We start from the raw sequence: 14,771 nt of genomic DNA on the forward strand, positions 1-14,771 counted from the left end.
AAGAATCAAGGTTAAATTAAAAGGATTGAGTCCCGTACAGTACAGAACTCAGTCCTTAAAAGCTGCTTAATTAATTCGTCCAACTTTATGGGGTCAGATCACATGGGAGGTTTTTTTTTTATTTATGCATAATACGGGCTTTATCACGTTGCCAGTCACGGTCTTTTTCCGTAGCGCGTTTGTCATGTAGCTGTTTGCCTTTCACTAAAGCGATTTCTAATTTCGCACGTGGCCCTTTCCAATAAGATACAAGTGAAATGGACATTAACCTCAGCATTAAAATTGTTTATGGAATAGCCCCTAAATGTTGGTTAGTGCATTATTAGCAGGGTGATTCAACTTCGCCAATAGCAGAAGTTTGCCCATGATGCAGACTTTATTTAGTTTGTGAATATTTAGCCTTTCTACTGAATCAGTTCAAATAAATTGATGTTTTTAGAGACATATAGCGTCTCTTAATGCTGTTATTCTATGTATACGGATTCGATATAAAGAATAATGGTATGAGTAAAACCAATATAAATCTAATTAACCGAGTGCTAGAACTTTATAAGATTTTGCCTCGTGCTCCGAAATCAGCTTTAGCAATTGACGAGTTTAAAGAAAAAGTACGTCATTATTATGATTGTGATATAGAAGAAAAATCATTCGTTAAAGCAATACAAAGAGATTTGGAGCTTATTCCTCAACTGCTTTCAGCAGGCGAACTTACCTTAATAGAGAGTAGGGGGCGGAAAGCAGCACAATATTGTTTAAGTCAAAATGCCTTTATTGAACAATTCAACTCAGAATTAGCGTTAGTCTTAGTGATGGCAAATAATTATTTATGTGAGTATTTGCCTACAGATATTCAACAAAATGTAAATGGATTCTTTGAAGCAGCGAAACAACAGTTGATAAAAGATACTCGTCTGGATAATTGGCAGTCACGTTTCCGCTTTGTGTCGCAAAATTTTACTGAAAATGCAGAGAATCCTTATGACTCAGAAGTAATAAAAATAATTTATCAAGCTGTTTTAGAGGATGGAATCTGGCTCGAAGCTGAGTATAGGAAAGAAAATCATTTTGATAGTCACACCTACATGTTGAAGCCTCATGGGATTATTCATTGTGGTAATAAACAGTTTTTAATTGCTAGCAAAATTGTAAAAGAGAAAGGAGAGCTACGCACATTCAATATGCTGAACTTTGAGTCTGTAAACATTATTCCTGAAAAAATATCAGTAAATATAAATCCTTATGATATTGATGCCTTAGTTGAAGGAAGAGAGTTTGAGTGGGCTCTTTTTGATAGAGAAGAACAGGATATATTTTTTGTTTTTAATGAGGAGTTATTGGAGGAACTTCAACGAAACCCAATAGGAAAAAATCAAATAATTAGTTATCTAGAAGACCATCATTATGAACTAACGGCCCAATGTGTGATTACAAAAAGTTGTATGGATTGGTTTATGAAAAATGCACATTTAATTCAGGTTATAACACCCAGTGTTTTACGTGAAGAAGTCGTATATAGGGCAACTGTTGCGTTAGAAAGAAATGAAATAGTTGATCCCTTTCTAAATATTTAAACGGCAATGGCTAATTAGGTAAAAATGAAATGTCTATAGAATATGTATTGAAAAATTTATCTAGCGTGATAAGCACAGGGCACTTCCTTGAGGAGATGGTTTCAGAGAAACTTTTTAGTGCTATTGAAACTATGATTAAGGATCAGCAAAAGCTTATTTTCCCGACAATGCAGTGGGAAACCATGATATGGGATGTTTGCTCTAGCCTGCAGCATAAAGAGTTGTGGTTTGCTCCAATGCAATGGATATATTCAAGTTTAGAGAATGGTACAGATGAATTTTTTAATATTGGTCAGAGTTATGCTTTTTTAAAATTAGTGTATCATGATAAAGGGAGTCATTATAATGCTGACGATAATTTTATGACTAATAGTAATAGGTTTCCAACATCTAGTTTTTTTAATCATGATAATGGTTATATCACTATACAATTTATTCTAAATTATGAACTAATTGATCAATTAATTGATAAAGATACCAATATAAGCAAAGCAGATTTTGATTTGAAACGTTATAAAGCTCGACGCAAGTGGAACTCTTTTCGGGCAAGAACATTGATGCAGTATAAAGATTTAAAAAAATATGGATTTGAACTTGATGAATATTCAACTTTTTGGGCACTTAAAATAGAACGATTAAATTCGGATCTATTTGTGAGTGAATACAATGAAGATTTACTCAATAAGTCACTTGAGCCTATCCTTTACGCACTCACAAAGATAAATGAAAATTTTAATATATTTGATGAGATACAGAAAAAAGCAAAAGCATATTATTTAGAAATAGCTAAAGGATAAGGAGGTTAACGTTATGGTTTTAAATGAGATTGAGTTTTCTACTCAGTTATCAGCTTTCTTTGAAAACTGGAAACGTTTATCTGTAGTTGTGAATGATATAGAAGAAAAAACTTTATACATTGATCATTCAGCTTTAGCAGGTTTTTTTCAAAGGTTTGATAAAGCAATAGTGCCAATAAGTGAAGCCAGAAAAAATGGTCTCAAACTGAATATTTGGCAGGGGGCTGCTGGTTTAAAAGAAGATGAGCTAAGAAATTGTGCAGTGTTAAAATGGTTTCTAGATTGGCGTGGGGATCATGGTCAAGAAAATGCAATTTTATTAGAGTTCTTACAGCTACTCCCAGAACAATTTAGAAGTTTCAAGCCGAATAGATATCAAATTATAGAAGAATGTTGTCCGCTTGGTAATCAGGAAAACCGGATTGATATTGAAATTAATTCAGATGAGTTTTTGCTTTTTATTGAGGTGAAAATTAATGCTGTGGAAGGGCAAAATCAATTACAGCGTTATGTAAATATTGCCAGAGTAAAAGCAGCCAATAAAAAATGGTTGATAGTCTATTTGACAAAAGATGGAAAGTTACCACAACAGTATCAAAACGATGATGGGGTGTTTGGCCTTTCTTGGTTAAGTGTTGCAAGACAATTTAAAAGCTATGCAAATATTGGTGCAGTAAATAATCGTGGGGCATGGCTTTTAAGTCAGTTTGCAGATCATATTAAAAACTTTAAATAATTTTCAAAAAAGGGATATGTTATGAGTAATCAACAGGCTATAGGTTTAATTGTTGAAAATATTCAATATTTAGAGCAAGCGAAGAAATTATTAGAAGGTGAAGTTACTGAGACCTTATGTACTGTCATTGATAATAAAGTAAAAGATTATATTGAAAATTTAGAACATCAATGGAGTGGTATTTTTAGTTTTTATGAAGATACCATCCAGTTTGCGCCTGAAAGTTGGCGGGCAAAAAATGGGCAGGAATTTAAACACCAGCAGTTTTATGCTCGATATTCTTTGGGGTGTGAAAGTCAAGAAACTGGTGGGGATTGCACAGAATGGTGGTTGACTACTTTTTTGAAAAATGATGTGGATTATATGGTTTTTAACTTTTATCCATGGCGAGATAATTATCTGAAATGTAATGCAAAAGATTGGAAAAAGTTTACAACTGAAAAAAATCAGATGCATCCAGAAATAGAGCAATTGGGGTTTAAATATAATGCGAAAGAAGGCAGTTGGTATTTAGTGATTGATGGAATTGATCCAACAGTTTTTATCGAAAACTATGAAAGTGATAGTTTGGAGGATGCTTTATCACCATTTGGAACTGCTTTAGAGAAATTAAAACAAGCGCATCCATATTTTGATGCAATTGTAAAAGCCGCGATTGAAAAGTTTAATGTTGAAGCTAATGGTGAGGATGCATAGTAATGAATGAAATTTATTGGGATGAGTATCCTTCTAATTCCGTTAGCTTGACTATACAAAATGATGTATTGGTTTTGTTATTTGAAGGTAAGTCGAGTGAATATAGAGACTCTTTTTCAGGAAAAATTACTTTAGGACTGCATTTAGAAGAACAAAATGTAGTTGGCACACTTTTATATTGCTATAAAGATGGAAGTAAGGAAGAAGTAACATATAAGTTAATAGGTGCATTTGAAGATGATTCTTGGGAGTTCTTTACAGGAACTTGGGAAGAAAATGGAGAAAACTATCAATTCGATGCTCTTTTAGAACGGGTTGAAAAATTTACTCCAAATGTAGAGGCTATTGAAGAATTTGATAGCGTTGAAGACACTAGTAAAGCACAAAGTGGAAATAGAAATATACAAGTCAGAAATATATCTGAGCGTCATGGAGCCATGCGTCAGCGTGCTGCTAGAAGTGATGCACGTGTAAGAAAAATCCAAAGAAGTATTGAGTTGTATTATGGATTGCCACAAGGTTCTGTAAGATTAGTCAATCCTGATAAAACATTGATACATCCATCTGCGAAAATAGGTACGCTACGTGATCGTTGGATTACCGAAGAAGAATAGATTGTAATAGAGAAAAGCTCGGAAAATCCGAGCTTTTTCTTACTTATGCATAATACGGGCTTTATCGCGTTGCCAGTCACGATCTTTTTCCGTGGCACGTTTGTCATGTAGCTGTTTGCCTTTTACTAAAGCGATTTCTAATTTCGCACGTGGCCCTTTCCAATAAGCAACAAGCGGAACGCATGAATAACCTTTTTGATTCACTGCGCCGAGTAACTTATCGAGTTCACGACGGTTCAACAGTAACTTACGGGTACGGGTCGCTTCAGGAACAATGTGCGTAGATGCACTGAGTAAAGGCTGAATTTGAGCACCGAACAGGAAAGCTTCGCCATTTTTAAAGGTAATATAACTCTCAGACAACGTCATACGACCTGCACGTAACGATTTTACTTCCCAGCCTTGCAGTGACAGGCCAGCTTCAAATTTTTCTTCAATAAAATAGTCGTGACGTGCACGTTTATTCTGTGCAATCGTCCCGCTGGTATTTTTTTTAACTACAGTTGCTTTCGCCATAATCAATTACTTCCAACAATGTACCTATTGTGCCTTAAAGCAGGGTTAAGGTGAAGTTTTTTCAAATTTATGGAGTTTCTTCACCTATAAAACAAGTTTTTGCTAAAATATGGCTCTACAAAATCAACAGAGTAAAAATGGATGTCTAAAACTCGCGTCATTTATCCGGGGACTTTTGATCCAATTACCAATGGTCATATTGATTTGGTCACACGTGCATCACGTATGTTTGATGAAGTGGTGGTTGCCATTGCCATTGGTCATCATAAAAACCCTGTCTTTAGTTTAGAAGAGCGTGTGAGCTTGGCCAAAGCATCATTAAGCCATCTTGATAATGTTGAGTTTGTAGGTTTTGATGGTTTGTTGGTGAATTTCTTCCGTGAACAAAAGGCAACGGCTGTGCTGCGAGGATTGCGTGCAGTGTCTGACTTTGAATACGAGTTCCAGTTAGCTAATATGAACCGTCAACTTGATTCACACTTTGAGGCGGTGTTTTTAACGCCGTCAGAGCAGTATTCATTTATTTCATCGACGTTGATTCGTGAAATAGCACGTTTAAAAGGTGATGTGACCAAGTTTGTACCGCAAGCTGTGGTTGCAGCTTTTGAGCGTAAACATCAACAAGGTTGGTAGAGTGTCTTTATATATAACCGATGAATGCATCAATTGTGATGTTTGTGAACCTGTGTGCCCCAATGAAGCCATCTTCATGGGGGAGCTGATTTATGAAATCAATCCAGACTTATGTACAGAGTGTATCGGACACTATGATAAACCCCAGTGTCAATTGTTCTGTCCAGTGGATTGTATTCCGCTTGATCCTAATCATGCGGAAACTGAAGACGAGCTCATGGATAAATATAAAAGGCTGATTGCTCAAAAAAGCGCAAGCAATTAAGTCTAAGATTTGATACTATGCGCCTCGAAGTGAGCCAGACGATCGCTGCTGTGGAGATCTCCGTGATTGAAGCAGGGGAGGAAAGTCCGGGCTTCATAGGGCAAGGTGCCAGGTAACGCCTGGGCGGCGTGAGCCGACGGAAAGTGCAGCAGAGAGTAGACCGCCTTCATTATGGTTTCGAGCAATCGAAATCGGAGGTAAGGGTGAAAGGGTGCGGTAAGAGCGCACCGCATGGCTGGTAACAGTTCATGGCATGGTAAACCCCACCGGAAGCAAGACCAAATAGGGATCCTTTAGGCATGGCCCATGCTGGATCCGGGTAGGTCGCTTGAGCGTATGAGTGATTGTACGCCTAGAGGAATGATCGTTCTCGACAGAACCCGGCTTATCGGCTCACTTCAACAAATTTTGATCAATTAAGCGCGCAAGGTACTTGACGTACTGGTGAGAACACCACATAATGCGCGCACAGTTTACGGCTATGTAGCTCAGTTGGTTAGAGCACCGCACTCATAATGCGGGGGTCACAAGTTCAAGTCTCGTCATAGCCACCATTTTTATAGATCATGCTCTCAGCATGATCTTTTTTTTTTGTGGGAAATAAAGGCTGTAAAACTGTTTTTATTGACTGGTTATTTCTGAAGTGGCTTTGTGGTTTGCTGTACTGTTATTTCGATATTTAAAGCAAAGCTGTGACTACTGATATATTTTATCTTCTAAAATTTCCCCTCGCAGTTCATGTTTTCAGGCGTTAAATTGATCTGCATCTGTAAGTTCTGAATGTGTTGCCAATTGGCTTGATGTTCGGGCAATGCAAAAATTTGATGATCGACTAAATTGAGTTTTTTTAAAGTGATGTGCTGACTTGCACAGTAGCGCCCTTTGGCTCTTTCTAAAGCTAGATCTTGCTGTGCTGTTGGGCTTAAGCGATCTGCGGTCAGGATTTTTTGTTGTCCTTTGGCATAGTTGACCAGTATCTCTCGGTCTTTTAGGCTAAAGAGTAGATTTGAGTTGATATAGGCCGCTACATCACGCCGTACACCGTTATAGTGGTGATCATGGGGGAAATCAGCTGACAACTGCTCAATGCTACAGTGCTCAGGATGATGAAAAGAGTAAAGTCTTTTTTCATTATCTTTCTCGTAAATATGTTTAAGTTAAATACAGCTTGCAGCATAAAAATAAGTTTAAAAAGAGTGGTTTGCTGAAAAATTGCTAGTTTAAAGTGTATTTGTTTATGGAATAACCATTTGCGTGTAAAAAGGGTTGACGCTTGTCTTTGAACTTTGCATAATGCGCGCACAGTTTACGGCTATGTAGCTCAGTTGGTTAGAGCACCGCACTCATAATGCGGGGGTCACAAGTTCAAGTCTCGTCATAGCCACCATTTTTATAGACCAAGCTCTCAGCTTGGTCTCTTTTTTTGTGTGTGAAAAATATATTTTTATTTTTTAAATGAAAAATAGCCCAAACATTTGTTTGGGCTGTTTTGATTGGGGGATAGCTTATACGCCAGCTTTCCATCCATTTACGATTGGGTAGCGACGTTCACGACTAAATGCACGTGAGCTGATACGTGGCCCAATTGCACCTTGGCGGCGTTTGTATTCATTGAAGTCAACCAAGCGAATCACTTTTGCAACCACTTCAGCATCAAAGCCTTTGGCAATGATGTCATCTTGGCTTGTATCTTCTTCGATATAAGCATACAAAATGGCATCCAGTACATCATACGGCGGTAAAGAGTCTTGGTCTTTTTGATCTGGACGTAGTTCTGCCGAAGGTGGACGAGTAATCACACGCTCAGGAATCACGGGCTTGTCCGAAATGCTGTTACGGTATTTCGCAAGTTCAAACACAATGGTTTTATACACATCTTTCAATACGGCAAAACCACCCACCATGTCGCCATAGAGCGTGCAGTAGCCCACAGCCAATTCTGATTTGTTGCCTGTAGATAGCACTAAATTACCAAATTTGTTTGATAAACCCATTAGCAGTGTACCGCGGGCACGTGCTTGCAAGTTTTCTTCAGTTGCATCCGCAGGGCTGTTGCCAAAGAACGGATAAAGTGTTTGCATAAAGCTGTTCACAATCGGGTTGATTTCAGCAATCCCGAAAGTTACCCCCATACTTTTTGCTTGTTCAGCCGCATCTTCTACACTGATTTGAGCGGTATAGGTATATGGCATCATCACAGCTTGCACTTTGTCTGCACCAATTGCATCGGCAGCAATGGCAAGAGTCAGAGCGGAGTCGATGCCGCCTGATAAACCAAGAATCACTCCAGGGAAACCTGAGCGCTGTACATAGTCACGGGTCGCCATCACTAAGCTTTGGTAAATCTCGGCCATAGTGTCTAGAGCAGGCGGTAGCGCATTGACCTTAAAGGCTTGTTGTTCTGCTTCATATTCCGCGAAATATAGGGCTTCTTTAAAGCTTTCTGCTTGAAGTGTAATAGAACCATCTTTAGCGATTACAAAGCTTGTACCATCAAAGATCAGGTCATCTTGACCACCGACTTGGTTCACATAAACCAAGTTGAGGTTCATTTGTTTCGCAAGGGCAGACATGGTTTCAATGCGATGCTGAGGTTTACCTACTTCGTATGGTGAAGCATTTAAAACCAAAGCCGTTTCAACATTCAGTTGTGCCAGTTGTTGTACGGTTGAAAGTGACCAAACATCTTCACAAATCAACACACCAAACTTATGTTCAAGATATTCAAAAACAAGGTGTTGATGTCCTTCAGTGAAGTAACGCTTTTCATCAAACACGCTGTAGTTTGGCAAGTTTTGTTTGTTATACACACCCAAAACCTGTCCATCTTTCATGACCGCAGCGGCGTTATAGCGTTGACCGTCTTCAGTTTGATTGACAAAACCAAAGACCATCACAATGTCTTTTACTGTTTTAAGTTGTTCAAAAACTTGTTGCGTGCGTTTGGTTAGGCTTGGACGTAGAAGTAAATCCTCTGCTGGGTAACCAATGCTCGAAAGTTCTGGAAAAATAATTAAATCAGCATTTTGTTTTTTTGCTTCATTGGCTTGTTCCACCATTTTCAGGGCATTTGCTTCGAGGTTGCCAATGTGCGGAGAGAACTGTGCAAGTGCAATTTTAAAACTTTTCATTTCCAACTAAATCCTATACCTATAGGGATATATACACGACGATTGAGTTTGTTATAGCTATAAGTTCAACGTAGTGCAATTGACGAAAAACAAATAGAAGTATTAATCAATAATAAGTGCGAATACTATATACGAAATGCGATTTTTTTTAAGGGATATTCTAAAAAAAATCCGTAAATGTCCTTAAAAAGAACAAATTATTCTAATCTCTTTATGGAGTGTGATTGTGTGGTTTCAACCGCTTTTACAAAAAATACAGCAAAAGTTTGAACTTAAAAACCGTCCTCTGACTGAAGCTGAAAAAAAGCTCGCGAGCAGTATTTTTGGGAACAGTCTGAACATGGATTCGGTTCGAATTATCGCACATCGAGCAGTGCTGCCGCATTATGCGATTAGCCCGAATGGACATATCTATTTTAATATCAAAGACTGGTGCGAAAACTTTGCCGACCAACCGATTCATCAACAAGCTTGGTTGATTCATGAGCTGACACATGTTTGGCAAATTCAGCAGGGACTCGCTGTAGTCCGTAAGGCGCTTTTTAACCGTCAATATCGTTATGCATTAAAACAAGGGAAGCAGTTTTTAAGCTATGGCATCGAACAACAGGCGCAAATGGTGCAAGACTATTTTCTTAAAAAACACTATGGTGAAGAGTGCTCGGCCTATGAGCAGTGTATTCCTTTTGTGGCACACAAAGCCTCGTTCTGACCCCGATAGATAAATCTGCAGAGTGATTGTTAGACAACAGATTTTAAAGTCATAAATTGCAAATCATTTGAAGAAAAATGCCAGTGGCATAGGGGATGTGGACTCTTATTTTGAATGCAAAGCACAGGTGAAAAATCGTGAGATTAAGCCTGAAAACGAGCTAAAAATAAGAAGGAATGTCCTATGCGTATCGCTCTTCCATTAAAAGGTAAAGCCAGCCGATTTTTTGCGGGACCAGTATTCGATGCTGAAAAACAGTCTGCAATTATTCCGATTCGGCATATGAAATTTGACTTTGAAGCGGAGAAAATTGATCCCAAATTCTACTTAAATGCCGAGTTGGCCAGTGCTTACTTTGCATCACTCTCGATCTTTCTGACCTATGGTGAAGACTTGGTGATTGATACCGCCCGTTATCACCGCGATTTCCTCACAGACCCTGTATTAAAACAACGTGTGACGTCTTTGATTGGTCAGGAGGCACTGCATTCAAAGTTACATGAAGAATTGAACGATACTTTCAAACAGGTGGATTTGCCGGTTGGCATTTTTCGCTATTTAGCTGAAATCGTTTTCGACTATGGTTTTAACCGTTTACCACAACCGATGAAATTGTCTTTGATGGCGGGCATTGAACATTTTACCGCAGTGCTGTCCGAATACATGATGAACCATGAAGAGATTTTCTTCGATTCTCAAGATGAAAAACAACGGGCGATTTGGATGTGGCACATGTTAGAGGAATCTGAGCACAAAGACATTGCGTATGATGTGTTTCAATCGCTTTCCAATAACTATGCTTTGCGTATTGCAGGCTTTTTTCCAGCGCTTATCACTATTTTACTGCTGATTTCTGTGGCATCAGTTTTTGTCCCGTTTTATCGCAAACCGTCTAATTTGGTGAGTCTCAGTTATTGGAAGGATGTACCACGGAGTTTCAGCCTCTTGTTTGGGCTAAAACGGGGTGTTTATGGCAGTAGCTGGACGCATATTTTTGACTATTTACGTCCGAGCTTTCACCCGAATGATTATGATACCTCTGCATTTTTAGATTATTACAAAGAACGTTTACTGCATCCTGAAACAGGAGTGCTCACACCGTACTTCACCAAAGAATTTACTCCAGTACTGAAATCATAGAAGGGGGCGATGACATGGGACTGTTGAATAAAAAAAATAAACCAAGTCAAAAAGCTTATGCGGTTGTAACGGGTGCAGGCAGTGGTATTGGTCGTAGCTTTGCACTGGAATTGGCCAAGCGTGGTGGTGATGTCATCTGTGCGGATATTGAATTAAGCTCAGCACAGGAGACGGTAGATTTGATTCAGTCGATGACATCTTCGTCAGCCTATGCGGTGCACTGTGATGTTGGATTAAAAGAATCTGTAAACGCTTTGGCGGAGCAAGCAGAACAGCTTTTGGGACATACTGTCACCTTGCTCATCAATAATGCAGGAGTTGGGCTAGGTGGTAAGTTTGATGAGGTATCTCTGGAAGATTGGCAGTGGTGTATGCATGTCAACCTGTGGGGGGTAATTCATGGTTGCCACTACTTTGTACCTAAATTTAAACAGCAAGGTTTTGGTGCCATTATCAATGTGGCATCGGCTGCGGGCTATACCGCAGCCCCTGAGATGACAGCGTATAACGTGACCAAGTCTAGTGTTTTGGCACTATCGGAAACACTAGCTTCAGAACTTCATACTTATAACATTGCAGTCAATGTGCTGTGTCCAACCTTGGTGCCGACCAATATTATGAAGAATGGGCGTTTGCCGAGTCGCTATTCTGGACTGGCTGACAAACTGCTGATGAACCATGCGTTTACCACCAGTGATGCTGTGGTCAGAAAAACCTTGAATCGTTTAGATGCAGGCAAGCTTTATACCATTCCACAACCTGATGCCAAATTGTTTTGGTGGATGAAACGCGCATCGCCAAGCTTATACGTCAAGCTTTTAGGCCTAGGTTATCCACTGTTTAATCAAATCACAAAATAAGAACAGAGAAAAATGAATATGGAAACGCAATTAGAGATAGAGCAAGCAGATGTGCAAGAGTCGTCTGATCAAATGCAAGATCAAACGACAACGTCAAAAAGTGCGGAAGCTCAACCTAAGCAGACCCGTAAAAATGCTGTACTTAACCCTAAAGCCGTACATACGTACGATACCATTGTTGTGGGTGCTGGGATTTCGGGCATTGCTGCGGCTTATAAAATGAAACAAGTCGGCTATCAGGACTATCTGGTATTAGAAAAAGCGGAGAGAGTTGGTGGCACGTGGCGTGATAATAATTACCCCGGCTGTGGCTGTGATGTACCTTCGGCCTTGTATTCATTTTCCTTTGCACCTAGTCATCAATGGAGTCACTTATTTGCGAAACAACCTGAAATTTTAAGTTACTTGGAACAGGTGGTTGAGCAGTTTGAGCTACAAGACAAAATCCGTTTTCAGCATGAGTTGCTCAGTGCAAAGTGGGATGAAGAGGCGAGTATTTGGCAACTCGAAACTTCTCAAGGGGCATATCAAGCACGAACTGTGATTTTTAGCACAGGGCCGATTACAGAACCGTCTTTACCTAACATTAAAGGGATAGCGGGGTTTAAAGGAGAAATGTTCCATTCAGCCCGTTGGAAACATGATTATGACTTAACGGGAAAGCGGGTTGCCGTGATTGGAACTGGCGCATCGGCCATTCAGTTTATTCCACAAATTCAACCGTTGGCGAAGGAGCTGATCGTATTTCAGCGAACTGCGCCGTGGGTTTTGCCCAAAGCGGATATGCAACTCAATGCTAGCGTGAAATCGTTGGCGGCCAAATTCCCGATGATTCAGCAAGGTTGGAGGAAGAGTGTTTCCAGTATTTTAAATGGAATCAACTTTGGGCTACGTCATCCGTCACTGCTTGAGCCAGTCAATTTTTTAAGCCGTCAATTATTGAAATTGCAAATACAGGATGACGCCTTACGTAAAGCTGTAACGCCTAACTTTTCGATTGGCTGTAAGCGGCTTTTATTTGCCAACAATTATTATCCAGCACTGCAACAAGACAATGTCACGCTGTTGCCACAAGGTTTGGTCGAGATTGATGGGCAGACTGTCATTGCTGCAAATGGTGAGTGATTTGAGGTCGATGTCATTATCTGGGGAACTGGTTTTGAAGTGGCACACCCTCCGATTGGACAACGGGTATGGAATGCCCAGTGTGAGCGATTGGCTGACCTTTGGAAGGGCAGTTCTCCAGAAGCGTATTTAGGTACAAGTTTGGAAAATGTACCGAACGCATTTTTGGTATTGGGGCCAAATATCTTGGTGTATGACTCTTTTATTGGGATTGCTGAAGCGCAGATTCAGTACATTGTAGATGGTCTACTAAAAATGAAGCAGCAAGGCTTTAAACGTATGATGGTCAAGCGAGATGTTCTGCGTTATCACAATGCCAAGGTGCAAACTCATTTGAAAACCACAGTATTTAACCGAGGTGGCTGCTCAAGCTATTATTTAGATCAAAATGGGCGTAACTTCGCGGCTTGGCCGTGGTCCTTGGCTGAGTTAAAGCAACATTTATCTGCACTTGAGCTAAAACACTACGATGTTGTTAAAGCTTAGAGTAGCTTTATTAACAGTAAAAACGCCTGAATTTGCACAGACTGTGAATATTCAAATGATGTTATTGATACATTGTTGATTTAAATTACATCATATAAAAAAACCACCCATGCGGGTGGTTTTTGTCTATCAACGCAGACCGAATTAACGGTTGATGTCGCGTTGAACTTCGCCAGTGTAAAGCTGACGAGGACGACCGATCTTGTACGGACCGCTGTGCATTTCTAACCAGTGGCTGATCCAACCAACAGTACGTGCAAGCGCAAAGATCACTGTAAACATTTCTGTCGGGATACCAATCGCTTTAAGGATGATACCTGAGTAGAAGTCTACGTTCGGGTATAAGTTACGTTTGATGAAGTACTCATCAGAAAGTGCGATACGTTCAAGTTCCATAGCAAGTGCAAGCTGTGGATCGTTGATGCCAAGCGCACCAAGAACTTCGTCGCAAGTTTCTTTCATTACTTTCGCACGTGGATCGAAGTTTTTGTACACACGGTGACCGAAGCCCATGAGTTTAACTTCTTTAGTTTTCACTTTTTCCATGAAGTCAGCAACGTTCTCTACAGTGCCGATTTCATCAAGCATTTTAAGAACAGCTTCGTTCGCGCCGCCGTGAGCAGGGCCCCAAAGTGCAGAGATACCCGCAGCGATACATGCGTATGGGTTAGCACCAGTAGAACCAGCTAAACGTACTGTAGACGTAGAAGCATTTTGTTCATGGTCAGCGTGAAGAGTGAAGATACGGTCCATTGCTTTAGCAAGGATAGGATCTACTTTGTAATCACGGTCTGCTGGAGTAGCAAACATCATGTATAAGAAGTTTTCAGCGTAGCTTAAGTCGTTACGTGGGTAAACGAATGGTTGACCTACAGTGTACTTGTAGCTCCACGCCGCCAAAGTAGGTACTTTAGCAATTAAGCGAATCGCTGTAATTTCACGGTGATCAACATTTTCGATGTCTAAGTTGTTGTGATAGAACGCAGAAAGCGCACCAACTACACCAACCATGATCGCCATAGGGTGAGCATCGCGACGGAAACCATTGAAGAAACGGCTAACTTGATCGTGAACCATGGTATGGTTACGAACTTTAGCATCAAATACTTCTTTTTGCTCAGCTGTTGGAAGCTCGCCATTGAGAAGTAAGTAGCAAGTTTCTAAGTAGTCAGCTTTAGTTGCTAACTGGTCGATTGGGTAGCCACGGTGTAAAAGCACACCTTTGTTACCGTCGATGAAAGTGATTTTAGACTCGCATGCAGCAGTAGCCATAAAACCAGGATCAAAAGTGAAGTGACCTGCGGCCAATACATCCTTAACGTCGATTACATCTGGGCCCAATGTGCCGCTGTAAATTGGTAATTCAATTTCTTTGCCATCAAGCTGTAAAACGGCTTTTTTGCCAGTTGCTTCAGACATTCAATAGATCTCCTGTCCTGGTGAATGTTTTATCTGACTCGAAATACTCATCTTTTAATGCACGAATCAG

Annotated in this window: 15 protein-coding genes, 2 tRNA genes, 1 other RNA gene and 2 pseudogenes; 15 read left to right on the top strand and 5 right to left on the bottom strand. The window is 40.0% G+C overall.

Annotated features, from left to right (window positions below; translation table 11 throughout):
* Window positions 1-70, top strand: a 70-nt coding sequence (locus ACE01U_RS05190; RefSeq protein WP_395578955.1) for an IS3 family transposase, incomplete at its 5' end; no start/stop codon positions are given.
* 48 nt (window positions 71-118) lie between these two features.
* On the opposite strand, the pseudogene ACE01U_RS05195 reads toward ACE01U_RS05190, so the two are convergent.
* Window positions 119-259 (bottom strand): annotated as a pseudogene (locus tag ACE01U_RS05195) (SsrA-binding protein); the annotation flags it as partial.
* 244 nt (window positions 260-503) lie between these two features.
* Between ACE01U_RS05195 and ACE01U_RS05200 the strand changes: the two are divergent.
* From ACE01U_RS05200 to ACE01U_RS05220, 5 genes are read left to right on the top strand one after another with little or no spacing between them, the layout of a single operon-like run.
* Window positions 504-1,571 (top strand): WYL domain-containing protein, encoded by a 1,068-nt coding sequence (locus ACE01U_RS05200; protein WP_395578879.1) that lies wholly within the window; start codon window positions 504-506, stop codon window positions 1,569-1,571.
* Window positions 1,572-1,600: 29 nt separating this feature from the next.
* Entirely contained in the window at window positions 1,601-2,368 is a 768-nt protein-coding gene (locus ACE01U_RS05205) for a hypothetical protein (RefSeq protein ID WP_395578880.1), read from the top strand.
* A 13-nt stretch (window positions 2,369-2,381) separates the two neighbouring features.
* The gene (locus tag ACE01U_RS05210) at window positions 2,382-3,104 is read left to right on the top strand and encodes a PD-(D/E)XK nuclease family protein (RefSeq protein ID WP_395578881.1); all 723 of its coding nucleotides are present in this window, start codon (window positions 2,382-2,384) and stop codon (window positions 3,102-3,104) included.
* Window positions 3,105-3,125: 21 nt separating this feature from the next.
* A complete protein-coding gene (locus ACE01U_RS05215) occupies window positions 3,126-3,800 on the top strand; it encodes a hypothetical protein (protein WP_395578882.1) in 675 nt (224 codons plus the stop codon).
* Between the two features lie 2 nt (window positions 3,801-3,802).
* A complete protein-coding gene (locus ACE01U_RS05220; RefSeq protein WP_395578883.1) occupies window positions 3,803-4,414 on the top strand; it encodes a hypothetical protein in 612 nt (203 codons plus the stop codon).
* A 39-nt stretch (window positions 4,415-4,453) separates the two neighbouring features.
* Here ACE01U_RS05220 and smpB read toward each other — a convergent pair whose 3' ends face one another.
* The gene (gene smpB / locus ACE01U_RS05225) at window positions 4,454-4,930 is read right to left on the bottom strand and encodes an SsrA-binding protein SmpB (protein ID WP_004695532.1); all 477 of its coding nucleotides are present in this window, start codon (window positions 4,928-4,930) and stop codon (window positions 4,454-4,456) included.
* A gap of 141 nt (window positions 4,931-5,071) precedes the next feature.
* Between smpB and coaD the strand changes: the two genes are divergently transcribed.
* The 4 genes from coaD (at window position 5,072) to ACE01U_RS05245 (ending at window position 6,382) form a co-directional block, all read left to right on the top strand.
* The gene (gene coaD, locus ACE01U_RS05230; protein ID WP_058870092.1) at window positions 5,072-5,563 is read left to right on the top strand and encodes a pantetheine-phosphate adenylyltransferase; all 492 of its coding nucleotides are present in this window, start codon (window positions 5,072-5,074) and stop codon (window positions 5,561-5,563) included.
* 1 nt (window position 5,564) lies between these two features.
* Complete coding sequence (locus tag ACE01U_RS05235) at window positions 5,565-5,828, top strand: YfhL family 4Fe-4S dicluster ferredoxin (RefSeq protein WP_086208091.1); 264 nt, start codon at window positions 5,565-5,567, stop codon at window positions 5,826-5,828.
* 26 nt (window positions 5,829-5,854) lie between these two features.
* Window positions 5,855-6,232: RNase P RNA component class A (gene rnpB, locus ACE01U_RS05240), an RNA gene on the top strand.
* Between the two features lie 73 nt (window positions 6,233-6,305).
* Window positions 6,306-6,382 (top strand) — tRNA-Met (locus ACE01U_RS05245).
* Between the two features lie 162 nt (window positions 6,383-6,544).
* Here the strand turns inward: ACE01U_RS05245 and ACE01U_RS05250 are convergent.
* Window positions 6,545-6,907: a hypothetical protein gene (locus tag ACE01U_RS05250; RefSeq protein WP_395578884.1), complete on the bottom strand. Its 363-nt coding sequence runs from the start codon at window positions 6,905-6,907 to the stop codon at window positions 6,545-6,547.
* A 231-nt stretch (window positions 6,908-7,138) separates the two neighbouring features.
* Here ACE01U_RS05250 and ACE01U_RS05255 point away from each other — a divergent pair.
* Window positions 7,139-7,215, top strand: a tRNA-Met gene (locus ACE01U_RS05255).
* A 118-nt stretch (window positions 7,216-7,333) separates the two neighbouring features.
* On the opposite strand, the gene ACE01U_RS05260 is transcribed toward ACE01U_RS05255, so the two are convergent.
* Window positions 7,334-8,959, bottom strand: a complete 1,626-nt coding sequence (locus tag ACE01U_RS05260; RefSeq protein WP_110974372.1) for an NAD+ synthase — start codon at window positions 8,957-8,959, stop codon at window positions 7,334-7,336.
* A gap of 205 nt (window positions 8,960-9,164) precedes the next feature.
* Here ACE01U_RS05260 and ACE01U_RS05265 point away from each other — a divergent pair, with 205 nt between their 5' ends.
* The 4 genes and pseudogenes from ACE01U_RS05265 to ACE01U_RS05280 all read left to right on the top strand — a co-directional run bounded on the left by ACE01U_RS05265 (window position 9,165) and on the right by ACE01U_RS05280 (window position 13,282).
* A complete protein-coding gene (locus ACE01U_RS05265; protein WP_395578956.1) occupies window positions 9,165-9,671 on the top strand; it encodes a type IV secretion protein Rhs in 507 nt (168 codons plus the stop codon).
* A gap of 183 nt (window positions 9,672-9,854) precedes the next feature.
* Window positions 9,855-10,811, top strand: coding sequence for a metal-dependent hydrolase (locus tag ACE01U_RS05270; protein WP_395578885.1), 957 nt, complete (start codon window positions 9,855-9,857; stop codon window positions 10,809-10,811).
* Window positions 10,812-10,825: 14 nt separating this feature from the next.
* Window positions 10,826-11,671 (top strand): SDR family NAD(P)-dependent oxidoreductase, encoded by an 846-nt coding sequence (locus ACE01U_RS05275; RefSeq protein ID WP_395578886.1) that lies wholly within the window; start codon window positions 10,826-10,828, stop codon window positions 11,669-11,671.
* A 72-nt stretch (window positions 11,672-11,743) separates the two neighbouring features.
* Window positions 11,744-13,282: pseudogene (locus ACE01U_RS05280) on the top strand (flavin-containing monooxygenase).
* A gap of 144 nt (window positions 13,283-13,426) precedes the next feature.
* Here the strand turns inward: ACE01U_RS05280 and gltA are convergent.
* Window positions 13,427-14,701, bottom strand: a complete 1,275-nt coding sequence (gltA, locus tag ACE01U_RS05285) for a citrate synthase (protein ID WP_004695551.1) — start codon at window positions 14,699-14,701, stop codon at window positions 13,427-13,429.
* Window positions 14,702-14,771 lie beyond the last annotated feature (70 nt).

The organism is Acinetobacter halobius (genome assembly GCF_044130335.1).
Classification (GTDB): Bacteria; Pseudomonadota; Gammaproteobacteria; order Pseudomonadales; family Moraxellaceae; genus Acinetobacter.